This is a genomic window from Pseudofulvimonas gallinarii (genome assembly GCF_004343305.1).
GTDB lineage: Bacteria > Pseudomonadota > Gammaproteobacteria > Xanthomonadales > UBA2363 > Pseudofulvimonas > Pseudofulvimonas gallinarii.
Genome location: NZ_SMAF01000018.1, coordinates 47,737 through 58,610, shown reverse-complemented (window position 1 = coordinate 58,610; position 10,874 = coordinate 47,737). Strand labels below are relative to the sequence as shown.

General features: G+C 67.3%; 9 protein-coding genes. 3 read left to right on the top strand and 6 right to left on the bottom strand.

The window, feature by feature from the left end:
- A partial coding sequence (locus EDC25_RS11260; RefSeq protein ID WP_165910903.1) for an integrase core domain-containing protein occupies nucleotides 1-166 on the top strand: 166 nt, incomplete at its 5' end.
- Between the two features lie 136 nt (nucleotides 167-302).
- Here EDC25_RS11260 and guaA read toward each other — a convergent pair.
- Nucleotides 303-1,904 (bottom strand): glutamine-hydrolyzing GMP synthase, encoded by a 1,602-nt coding sequence (gene guaA / locus EDC25_RS11255; protein WP_123522805.1) that lies wholly within the window; start codon nucleotides 1,902-1,904, stop codon nucleotides 303-305.
- 104 nt (nucleotides 1,905-2,008) lie between these two features.
- On the bottom strand, nucleotides 2,009-3,463 hold the full coding sequence (guaB, locus tag EDC25_RS11250; RefSeq protein ID WP_123522804.1) for an IMP dehydrogenase: 1,455 nt from the start codon (nucleotides 3,461-3,463) through the stop codon (nucleotides 2,009-2,011).
- A gap of 107 nt (nucleotides 3,464-3,570) precedes the next feature.
- On the opposite strand from guaB, the gene EDC25_RS11245 reads away from it, so the two are divergent.
- Both EDC25_RS11245 and EDC25_RS11240 read left to right on the top strand, forming a co-directional pair.
- Nucleotides 3,571-4,311, top strand: coding sequence for an arginyltransferase (locus EDC25_RS11245; protein WP_123522803.1), 741 nt, complete (start codon nucleotides 3,571-3,573; stop codon nucleotides 4,309-4,311).
- Nucleotides 4,308-5,543, top strand: coding sequence for an endonuclease/exonuclease/phosphatase family protein (locus tag EDC25_RS11240; protein ID WP_123522802.1), 1,236 nt, complete (start codon nucleotides 4,308-4,310; stop codon nucleotides 5,541-5,543). The genes EDC25_RS11245 and EDC25_RS11240 overlap by 4 nt, the downstream gene beginning before the upstream one ends.
- A 365-nt stretch (nucleotides 5,544-5,908) precedes the next feature.
- On the opposite strand, the gene EDC25_RS11235 is transcribed toward EDC25_RS11240, so the two are convergent.
- Genes EDC25_RS11235 through EDC25_RS11220 form a run of 4 tightly spaced genes read right to left on the bottom strand, consistent with a single transcriptional unit; the run spans nucleotide 5,909 to nucleotide 10,692 of the window.
- Nucleotides 5,909-7,108 (bottom strand): DUF4340 domain-containing protein, encoded by a 1,200-nt coding sequence (locus EDC25_RS11235; RefSeq protein ID WP_123522801.1) that lies wholly within the window; start codon nucleotides 7,106-7,108, stop codon nucleotides 5,909-5,911.
- A 15-nt stretch (nucleotides 7,109-7,123) separates the two neighbouring features.
- Nucleotides 7,124-9,004 (bottom strand): GldG family protein, encoded by a 1,881-nt coding sequence (locus tag EDC25_RS11230; RefSeq protein ID WP_240639712.1) that lies wholly within the window; start codon nucleotides 9,002-9,004, stop codon nucleotides 7,124-7,126.
- A 12-nt stretch (nucleotides 9,005-9,016) separates the two neighbouring features.
- Nucleotides 9,017-9,754 carry an ABC transporter permease gene (locus EDC25_RS11225; RefSeq protein WP_132577518.1) on the bottom strand — a complete coding sequence of 246 codons (738 nt, stop codon included), beginning with the start codon at nucleotides 9,752-9,754 and terminating at the stop codon, nucleotides 9,017-9,019.
- A complete protein-coding gene (locus EDC25_RS11220; RefSeq protein WP_123522800.1) occupies nucleotides 9,751-10,692 on the bottom strand; it encodes an ABC transporter ATP-binding protein in 942 nt (313 codons plus the stop codon). Before EDC25_RS11220 ends, EDC25_RS11225 begins: the two co-directional genes overlap by 4 nt.
- Between the last annotated feature and the right edge of the window lie 182 nt (nucleotides 10,693-10,874).

Sequence of the window (10,874 nt, the reverse complement as noted above, 5' to 3'; positions counted from 1 at the left end):
GTCGCTGGTTCAATCCCGCGATGTCATCGCCGAGTGGCGCCGCGACTACAACCAAGTGCGACCACACAGCAGTTGCGGACGCATCCCGCCGGCCCGGTTTGCCGCCAACCATCGAACTCCAACCAGCCCCACCGCAGTACCATTCAACCCCGGACTCTCCCAGTAATGGCTGGTACGGCTAATGGGGGCAGGTCACCGACACGAATCCGGCCGTGCCAGACCAGAAGCATAAAAAAGCCCGCTGTAACGCGGGCTTGGGTACGCCTGATGCCTGATCCTGGCGCTGGCTGCCGGACGTGGAATCACTCCCACTCGATCGTCGCCGGCGGCTTGCCGGAGATGTCGTAGACCACGCGCGAGACGCCGCGCAGTTCGTTGATGATGCGGTTGGAAACCGTGCCAAGCAGTTCGTACGGGAGGTGCGCCCAGTGCGCGGTCATGAAGTCGATGGTTTCGACCGCGCGCAGCGCGATGACCCACTCATAGGCGCGGGCGTCACCGACGACGCCGACGGACTTCACCGGCAGGAACACGGCGAAGGCCTGCGAGGTGCGGTCGTACCAGCCGGACTTGCGCAGTTCTTCGATGAAGATGGCATCGGCGCGGGCCAGCAGTTCGGCGTATTCGCGCTTGACCTCGGCGAGGATGCGCACGCCCAGGCCGGGGCCGGGGAACGGATGGCGGTAGACCATCTCGCGCGGCAGGCCCAGCTCGACGCCGAGGCGGCGCACTTCGTCCTTGAACAGTTCGCGCAGCGGTTCGACCAGGCCCAGCTTCATGTGCTCGGGCAGGCCGCCGACGTTGTGGTGGCTCTTGATGACGTGCGCCTTGCCGGTCTTGCTGCCGGCCGACTCGATCACGTCGGGATAGATGGTGCCCTGCGCCAGCCACTTCGCGTTCTTCAGCCTGTTCGATTCTTCCTCGAAGATCTCGACGAACAGACCGCCGATGATCTTGCGCTTGGCTTCCGGATCGGTGACGCCTTCCAGCGCCTTGAAGTAGCGGTCGGCGGCGTTGACGCGGATGACCTTGACGCCCATGTGCTCGGCGAACATCGCCATGACCTGGTCGCCTTCCTGCCAGCGCAGCAGGCCGGTATCGACGAAGACGCAGGTGAGCTGCTCGCCGATGGCCCGGTGCAGCAGCGCGGCGACCACGGAGGAATCGACGCCGCCGGACAGGCCGAGGATGACCTCGTCGCTGCCGACCTGGTCGCGCACGCGGGCGATCTGGTCGTCGATGATGTTGGCGGCCGTCCACAGCGTGCGGCAGCCGCAGATGCCGGTGACGAAGCGGCGCAGCAGCGCCAGGCCCTGCTTGGTGTGCGTGACTTCGGGATGGAACTGCACGCCGTACCAGCGGCGCTGGTCGTCGGCCATCGCGGCGACCGGGATGCGGTCGGTGACGGCGGAGACGCGGAAGCCGGTCGGCACGCGGGCGACATGGTCGCCATGGCTCATCCAGACATCCAGGCGGGCGTCGCCTTCGTGGTCGCTCAGTCCCTGCAGCAGCGCGTCGGCGGCAACGACCTGCACTTCGGCGTGGCCGAATTCGCGCTGGTCGGCCGCTTCGGTGGCACCGCCCAGTTGCGCCGCCATCGTCTGCATGCCGTAGCAGATGCCGAGCAGCGGCACGCCGCTGTCGAACACTTCCTGCGGTGCCGCCGGTGCGCCGGGCAACGTGGTCGATTCCGGGCCGCCGGACAGGATGATGCCGCGCGGCGCGAAGCGCGCGATCTCGGCGGGATCGTGGTCCCAGGCCCAGATCTCGCAATAGACGCCGATCTCGCGGATGCGGCGCGCGATGAGCTGCGTGTACTGCGCACCGAAATCCAGGATCAGGATGCGGTCCTGGTGGATGTCCGGCGTGGAAGGACGGGCGGCGTGCGAAGCGGTCGACGACATGCGGCGGGTTCCGGGCGAAAGGTTGTAGGCCGCCCGGAACCCGGATCCGGCCCGGGCCGCCTGTCGCGCCCCGCGAGCCCGGTTCCGGTACCGGCGCGGACCGGTCAGTTCATGCGGTAGTTGGGCGGTTCCTTGACGATCTGCACGTCGTGCACATGCGACTCGCGCACGCCGGCGCCGGTCACGCGCACGAACTGTGGCTTGTTGCGCATGTCCTCGATCGTCGCGCAGCCGACGTAGCCCATCGCCGCACGCAGGCCACCGGCCAGCTGGTGGACGATGTGGCGGACCGGGCCCTTGTAGGGCACGCGGCCTTCGATGCCTTCCGGCACCAGCTTGTCGGCCTCGGTGCTGTCCTGGAAGTAACGGTCCTTGCTGCCGGCCTGCATGGCGCCCAGGGAGCCCATGCCGCGGTAGAACTTGTAGGAACGGCCCTGGTACAGCTCGATGTCGCCCGGTGCTTCGTCGGTACCGGCGAACAGGCCGCCGATCATGATCGTCGAGGCACCGGCGACCAGCGCCTTGGCGACGTCGCCGGAGTAGCGGATGCCGCCGTCGGCGATGATCGGCACGGCATCGCCGATGGCGTCGCGCACCATGGACACGGCGCTGACCTGCGGCACGCCGACGCCGGCAACCATGCGCGTGGTGCAGATGGAGCCGGGACCGATGCCGACCTTGACGCCGTCGGCGCCGGCGTCGACCAGCGCGCGCGCGGCGTCGCCGGTGACGATGTTGCCGCCGATGACCTGCACGCCCGGGAAGTTCTTCTTGACCCAGGCGACGCGGTCAAGCACGCCCTGCGCGTGGCCGTGCGCGGTATCGACGATGAGCACGTCGACGCCAGCCTCGACCAGCGCCTGCACGCGCGCCTCGGTGTCGCCACCGACGCCGACCGCGGCGCCGACCAGCAGCTGCTCGTCGGCATCCTTGGCGGCGTTCGGATTGTCGCGCGCCTTCTGGATGTCCTTGACGGTGATCAGCCCGCGCAGCTCGAAGTCGTCGTTGACGACCAGCACCTTCTCGATGCGGTGCCTGTGCAGCAGCCCGACGACCTCGTCGTCGGAGGCGCCTTCCTTCACCGTGACCAGCCGGTCCTTCTTGGTCATGATGTTCTTGACCGGATCGTCGAGCTTCTTCTCGAAGCGCATGTCGCGCCCGGTGACGATGCCGACCAGCTTGCCGCCGTCCACCACCGGCACGCCGGAGATGTTGCGTTCGCGGGTGAGCTTGAGCACTTCGCCGATGGTGGTGAGCGGGCCGACCGTGAACGGTTCGCGGATGACGCCGGCCTCGAAGTTCTTCACCTGCCGGACCTCGCCGGCCTGGCGCTCGATGGTCAGGTTCTTGTGGATGATGCCGATGCCGCCGAACTGCGCCATGGCGATGGCCATGGAACCTTCGGTCACCGAATCCATGGCGGCCGAGATCAGGGGCAGGTTGAGGCTCAGGCCGCGGGTGAGCCGCGTCTTGAGGGAAACGTCCTTGGGCAGGACATTGGAGTACGCGGGGACGAGCGAGACGTCATCGAACGTGAGCGCCTCAGCCAGGATACGCATGGACAGGCTCCGCGGCGGTTGGAGCTGGAGGATTATAGTGGCTTCGGCCGTCGCCGTGCGCTGCAACATTCTCGCCCCCGCGGCAAAAACGGCTATCCTGCCGGGCGATGAAGACCGGCACCGTCCGCCTGTTCCAGACGCTGGACCACCCCTGCGGCTATTTCGATGACCGCAGCGCCCGCAATCTGGTCATCGATCCGCTCGACCCGCGTTTGTCCGCCGTTTATGGAACCTCCCTGTCCTGGGGCTTCCGCCGCGCCGGCGGCCACGTCTACAAGCCGAGCTGCCGCAGCTGCATGGCCTGCACGCCCTGCCGCGTGCCGGTGAAGCTGTTCCAGCCCGACCGCAGCCAGCGCCGCTGCCTGAAGCGCAACGCCGACCTCGCCGTGCGCTGGCGCGACGCCGAGCCGGACGACGAGGCGCAGGCGCTGTACGAGCGCTACCTGGCCTGGCGCCATCCCGGCGGCGGCATGGACGAGCCCGGCGCCGACGACTTCCGGCGCTTCCTGATCGCGCCGTGGGGCGGTACCGAGTTCATGGAGGTTCGCCTGGACGGCCGCCTCATCGCCATGGCCGTCACCGACCGCAGCGTCAACGGCCTGTCCGCCGTCTATACCTGCTACAGCCCGGAACACGTCGACCGCAGCCTGGGCGTGTTCTGCATACTCAAGCAGATCGAGCGCGCGGAAGCCCTGGGCCTGCCGCACGTGTACCTGGGTTACTGGATAGAAGACCACCCGAAAATGGATTACAAGATCCGCTACCGGCCGATCGAACTGCTGCGCCAGGGCCACTGGTACCTGTTCGACGAGACCGAAGATCCTTCGCCGCACGGGGCCACCGAATGAACCGCACTACCCGCTTCGCCCTCGCCGCCGCGATGGCCCTGGCCGCCGCCGGCTCGCCCGCACCCGCCGATGCCGTGGAGACGGTGGAACTGCGTTTCGCCACCTTCAATGCCTCGCTGTTCGGCGACCGCCCGCAGGCGCTGGCCGAACGCCTGAAGACGCGCACCGACGAACAGCTGAAGCTGGTCGCGGCCACCATCCAGGCGGTGCGCCCGGATGTTCTGCTGATCAACGAGTTCGACTACGACCCCAGCGGCAAGGCGGTCGAGGATTTCCTGTTCAACTACCTGATGCGTTCGCAGCACGGCCACAACGCCATCCGCTACCGCTACCAGTACACCGGGCCGGTCAATACCGGACTCGACAGCGGCCGCGACCTGGACCGTGACGGCCAGACCGGCGGCCCGGGTGATGCCTGGGGTTTCGGACGCTTCCCCGGCCAGTACGGCATGGTGGTGCTGTCGCGCTATCCGATCGATCCGGCCCGCGTGCGCAGCTTCCGCAAGTTCCGCTGGGCGGACATGCCCGGCGCCCTGCTGCCGACCCTGGCGGACGGCGAAAGCTGGTACGACGAACGCACGCTGCGGACGTTTCCGCTGTCGTCGAAGGCGCACTGGGACATCCGCATCTGGACCCGCGCCGGCAACATCCACTTCCTGGTCTCGCACCCGACACCGCCGGTGTTCGATGGCGACGAGGACCGCAATGGCCGCCGCAACCACGACGAGATCCGCCTGTGGGCCGACTATGTGTCCACGGATCCGGGCCGCAACGGCTACATCTATGACGATGACGGCGGCACCGGCGGACTGGGCGATGGCGAGCTGTTCGTCATTGCCGGCGACCTGAATGCCGATCCGAACGATGGCGACAGCCATCCCGGTGCGATCCAGCAACTGCTGTCGCATCCGCGCATCCAGGCGACGCCGACGCCGGCCAGCAGCGGCGGCGAGGAATCCGCGCACCGCCTGGGTGGTGCCAACCTGGTCCAGAATGGCGATCCCGCGCACGACACTGCCGTGTTCGGCGGCAATTCCGGCAACATGCGCGTGGACTACGTGCTGCCGTCGCAGGGCCTGAACGTGCTGCGCAGCGGTGTGTTCTGGCCGATGTCGTCCGAACCGGATGCGGCACTGCTGGACGCCAGCGACCACCGGCTGGTCTGGGTGGATGTCTCCGCGGAAGTCCTGCCACTGCGCGATCCGCTGCCCAGACGCGGCCTGGGGCGCTGATCGGCGATCCGCCCGGAGAACGATGGTCCGAACGCGCGTCCGGATCACATGCCGACAGCGCGTTCGCCAACCCTGCGGAACCCGGGCATCGCGCCTGCATCGGCCCCGCCGGGCGGCGGAGTTGCGCGCCGGCAGCGGCTTGCGGTGCTCGTTCGACGCGTTGACGGCTGCGGCAGCAGGATGCCGTGCGCGCCGTCTTTTCGCTGCCTTCCGTGATCCTGGCCATTGCCGGCCCGGCGCACCACGGCCGCCGTCATCCGCCGGCTGGCGCCGCGAGGACGCGTGACGCCGGGATTCTCCATAGCCCGAAACGAAAAAGCCGGCGCTGAGGCCGGCTTTCCCGTGCTGCAGCCTGGCGCCGGCGATCAGTCGCGCGGCTTCAGCATGTCTTCGATGGACTTGTCGATGTTGGTGAACTTGTAGCCGGGAATCCGGAACAGCCAGCCATTGGCGCGTTTGTTGATCGACTCGACCTCGTTGCGCAGCGCCGACAGCGTCTCGCTGGTGCGCGCCTCGACGTCGACGACCGGCCTGGCCGCCTCTTCGCCGCCGCCACTGCCCTCGCCTTCGCCTTCACCGCCGCCGCTGGCCGCTTCGGCGCTGGCCGCCTCGGCCTGCTCGCGCTCGATGTCGGCGGCGACGCGCGCACGCGCCGCTTCCTCGTCGAGGCTGGCGCTCACGCGGATCCAGCCGTTGCCCGAGGCCCCATCGGCACTGTCCGGATCCTTCCAGCCCTCGATGCGGATGCCAACGCCGTCGAACAGCTCGTAGCGCGCCGTGTGCAGCGTGCTGTCGCCCTGCGCGTCGGCACTGTCCTTGCGCACATCCTCGAGGCTCAGGTTCGACAGCATCGAACCCAGGCCATTGGCGACGTATTCGGACTGCACCTCGCGGCCACGCGGCACCTCGGCGACCTTGAAGTTGGCATCACCGCTGTTTTCCTTGAACACGCGGAAGGCTGCCTCGTCGCCGCGCTTCAGCTCGATCTCACGGATGCGGCTGGAAACGATGTCGAGGACGGCCTTGTCCAGCCAGGCGCCGATGTCGCGGACCGGCATCAGGTTGCCCGCGGCGAGCAGGCTCTGGGCCTGGCCGGCGAGGCGCACGTAGGTGCCGGTGCTCTGCGCGCTGTTGCCGATGATCAGCGAATGGTCGATGCCCTTGCCGGCGAGTTCGACGCGCATGCCCTGCGCACTCTCGGCTTCCAGGTCCTCGACGCCCAGCTGCGCATAGCGCTCCGGGTTCGCGGTCTTCGGTTCGATGACGCGCGTCTGCGCCAGGTTGAGCAGTGCCGTGCGTACCTTGCCACCGTCGGCGCGGTAGCCGTCGCGCTCGACGACAGTCCAGCCGTCGCCGTCGCGCTGCAGGGTCAGCAGCGTGTCGTTGCCGGCCTGCACCAGGCGCAGCGTCTCGACGTCATTGATCTTCTCGTCGAGACCGGGCAGCACCGGTGCACCGGCCAGGCTGCCCTCCGATTCCGGCGCCCGCTTCAGCACCAGCACGAACGCCAGCACGACGGCCGCCAGGACAAGGGCAACCAGCACCATGAAACGCTTGTTGATCATGATCGAGCCTCCCCGTCAGGCGGCAGCGGCCGCGGCCACGCGGCGGCGGCGCCACCACATCACAGCGGCCACGCCCAGCGTCAGCAGCACCGGCAGCAGCCACACGTTGATGAACTTCAGCCACGAACCGAGGCTGTCGATGTCGGCATTGAGCTGGCGCCGCACGTCACGCAGCTCGCGGCGCACCTCCAGCTGGCGGGCGCGGAAGCGTTCCAGCTCCGCACGCTGTTCGGCCGACAGCACCAGGGCGCCCGACTCGTTGCGGCCGGTCTGCAGCTCGTTGAGGCGACGCTCGGTGTCCGACAGCTCCTGCTGCAGCTGCTGCTCGGTCTCGCGGAAGCGTTCCTCGGCCTTGCGCTGCAGCGCCTGCACGGTGGTAAACGGGCGGTTCGAGGTGGCTCGGCCACGGATGCCGATCAGCGCGCTGGAGCCACTGAGGATATCGATGCCGTTGATGAACAGGTCGCCGTTGTTGGCGAACGCGTTCGCCAGCCGCTGGCCGAGGAAGTTCTGCACCTGCACCCACAGGCGGTCGGTCAGCACGTCGGTGTCGGCGAAAATGACGACGTTGCCCGGCTGCGAGGATTCGGCAAGGTGGTTCTCGCCGCTGCGGTCCGGGAACGCGGTCTTGAAAGCGCCATGCAGGCGGCCGGCCAGCACGAATCGCTCCGACTGCGGCCGGAAATCATTGAACAGCTGGCTCGGGTCGGGCAGGAACTTCAGGCGCTCGGCGTCGACCTGCGCCGATTCACCGCTGGACTGCACCAGCGGCACCAGCTCCAGCGTGCTGTCCTCGGCGAGGCTGATGGAGCCGGCGCTGGACACATTGATGCTGCTCAGCACGCCGGTGATGGCCTCGTCCTTGTTGAGCGCATCCTCGCCCAGGCTGAGGATGCCGAGGTGGCGCACCGCCGGACGACCCGGCTGCACGGTGATCTGCGCCGCGTAACGGCCATCGAGCACGACCTTGCTCTTGTCGTAGTTGACGCCCCAGGCATTGAACAGGCGCGCCAGGTCGGAACTCTTGTCGGCGAACATGGCCGCCGTCGGGTTCTGCGGATCGGCGCCTTCGTTGTCGAGTTCCGCCAGCGGATCGACGAACACCATCAGGCGACCCCCACGCAGCACGAACTGGTCGATTCCGTACAGCGCCTCGTCGCTGAGGTTCTTCGGATGCACCAGCACCAGAACACCGATGTCCTCGGCGATGCTGGCCAGCGTCGCCGGCTCCAGCTTGCGCACGTCGAAGAACTGCTCGGCTTCCGACAACACCATCCAGGGCTGCGGGATCGAACGCGCCTGCGGATCGAACTGCCCGGACATCGGCAGCGACGTCACCAGGCCGATGGCGGGCTTCTTCGCCTGGCCCAGTTCATGGATCACCTTTGCCAGGTCGTACTCGAGGAAGTTTTCCTTGTCGAGCTGGAAGAACGGGATCACCGCCTGGCCATCGGTCGAGTTGGTGCCGGCCAGGCCGAAGAACAGGTTGTCGCCCGCCTGCCCCACCGGCACCGGCGTCAGGCCGAATCCGGTGGCGCGATCCTCCTCCTCGGAAAAGGGCAGCGGATCGACCACGCGCAGGTGGAGCTTGCCGCCGGACTTGGCGACCAGTTCCTCCAGCAGTTCACGCACGCGCGTCGCGTACGTGCGCAGGCCCTGCGCCTGCGGGATATCCGCGCTGACGCGATCGGAGAAGAAGTAGTACAGCGTCACCGGCTCGTCGAGGCCGCGGATGATCTCGACGGTGCCGTCCGACAGCGTGTACAGGTTGTTCTCGGTGAGATCCAGCCGGACCCCGCGCAGCAGCAGGTTGCTGATCAGCAGCACGGCCAGCAGCAGGATGCCCAGCAGCACCAGCGTGCCGAGCGTGGCCGAACGACGGTTGAAGTTGATCATGTCGATGTCTCCTCAGTCGGCCTTCTTCATCTCGACGACAAGGGCGCTGGCATACAGCCAGGCCCCGATCATCAGTCCGAAATACACCAGGTCGCGCAGGTCGATGACGCCCTTGCTGATGGCCTGGAAGTGGGTGAGGAAACTGATCGACGCGATGCCGTCGACGATCGCCTGCGGCGCCCAGGCGCTGAAGGCGTCGAGGACCAGCGGATAGCCGGCCAGCAGCAGCAGGAAGCAGACGACGACGGTCAGGATGAAGGCGATGACCTGGTTGCGCGTCGCCGCCGACAGGCAGGAGCCGATCGCCAGGAAGGCACCGGCCATCAGCAGGCTGCCGATGTAGCCGGCGACGATCGCGCCGTTGTCGGGATCGCCGAGATAGTTGACGGTGATCCAGACCGGGAAGGTCAGCAGCAGCGCGATGCCGATGAAGGCCCAGGCGGCGAGGAACTTGCCGAGCACCGCCTGCCAGGTCGTGACCGGCAGCGTCAGCAGCAGCTCGATGGTGCCGCTCTTGCGTTCCTCGGCCCACAGCCGCATCGCCACCGCCGGCACCAGGAACAGGTAGAGCCAGGGATGGAAGGCGAAGAAGGCCGCCAGGTCGGCCTGCCCGCGTTCGAAGAAACCGCCCATGTAGAAGCACATGGCGGAAGCCAGGATCAGGAAGATCGCGATGAACACGTAAGCCACGGGGGTGGCGAAATAGCCGGCGAGTTCGCGCCGGAAGATGCTCCAGGTTGCCGATTTCATGCGTGCGCCCTCTCGCCCTGGGCGGAAACAGTGATCTGACGGAAAACCTCGTCCAGGCGTCCGGACTCGAACGCCAGTTCGTCAACGGGGAAGTTGCGGTTGCGGATCAGCTCGCTCACCACCGGGAACAGCGCGACACCGGCGCGCGGGAACGCGGTGATGCGGCCGTCGCGAGCGTCGATTTCCACCTGTGCCACTTCCGACAGGCCGCGCAGCGCTTCGACCACCTGCGGCGTGTCCTTCGTGGTCAGCGACACCGCGCCGTGGTAGCGCGAGCGGCGCTCCAGTTCCGCCGGCGTGGCGTCCGCCAGCAGCTTGCCGCCGGCGATCACGATGGCGCGCGAGCACAGCGCATGCACTTCTTCGAGGATGTGCGTGGAGATGACGATGATCTTGTCCTTCGCCATGTCCTGGATCAGGCTGCGCACTTCGTGCTTCTGGTTCGGGTCGAGGCCGTCGGTGGGCTCGTCCAGGATCAGTACCTGCGGGTCATGCAGGATCGCCTGCGCCAGGCCGACGCGGCGCTTGAATCCCTTCGACAGCGTTTCGATGCTCTGGTCGAGCACGCGCTGCAGGTTCAGGCGTCCGACCACTTCATCCAGGCGCTTGCGGCGAACGTCACCGTCCAGGCCGCGGATGTCGGCGACGAAGTCCAGGAAACCACGCGGTGTCATCTCGCCGTAGGCGGGCGCGCCTTCCGGCAGGTAGCCGATGCGCCGCTTGGCTTCCATCGGCTGTTCGATGACATCGAAGCCGGCGACCTTGATGCTGCCGGCCGTCGGCGCGAGAAAGCCGGCGACCATCTTCATCGTCGTCGACTTGCCGGCGCCGTTCGGTCCGAGAAAGCCCAGCACCTGTCCGGGTTCGACGCGGAAACTGATGTCGTCCACGGCAAGCAGGTTGCCGTAGCGCTTGCTCAGGTTACGTATCTCGATCATGCGCTCTCCCCTGTCGAGGGCAGTCAGAGTGGGTATTGAGGTTTTATGAAGCCTTGCAACCGGCCGAGGCGTGCGTGCCGTGACACCAGGCTGCGCAGGACGCGCGCTTCGACCGGACCGGAAGAAAAAAGTTCCGGACAACGCGACGCGCCCATGTGGGCGCGTCGGGATACCGCATCATG

Excerpts from the sequence above, each read along its gene's own strand:
- EDC25_RS11235 (WP_123522801.1), bottom strand. The coding sequence starts at position 7,108 with ATGATCAACAAGCGTTTCATGGTGCTGGTTGCCCTTGTCCTGGCGGCC.
- EDC25_RS11220 (WP_123522800.1), bottom strand. The coding sequence starts at position 10,692 with ATGATCGAGATACGTAACCTGAGCAAGCGCTACGGCAACCTGCTTGCC.
- EDC25_RS11225 (WP_132577518.1), bottom strand. The coding sequence starts at position 9,754 with ATGAAATCGGCAACCTGGAGCATCTTCCGGCGCGAACTCGCCGGCTAT.
- guaA (WP_123522805.1), bottom strand. The coding sequence starts at position 1,904 with ATGTCGTCGACCGCTTCGCACGCCGCCCGTCCTTCCACGCCGGACATC.
- EDC25_RS11245 (WP_123522803.1), top strand. The coding sequence starts at position 3,571 with ATGAAGACCGGCACCGTCCGCCTGTTCCAGACGCTGGACCACCCCTGC.
- guaB (WP_123522804.1), bottom strand. The coding sequence starts at position 3,463 with ATGCGTATCCTGGCTGAGGCGCTCACGTTCGATGACGTCTCGCTCGTC.
- EDC25_RS11230 (WP_240639712.1), bottom strand. The coding sequence starts at position 9,004 with ATGATCAACTTCAACCGTCGTTCGGCCACGCTCGGCACGCTGGTGCTG.
- EDC25_RS11240 (WP_123522802.1), top strand. The coding sequence starts at position 4,308 with ATGAACCGCACTACCCGCTTCGCCCTCGCCGCCGCGATGGCCCTGGCC.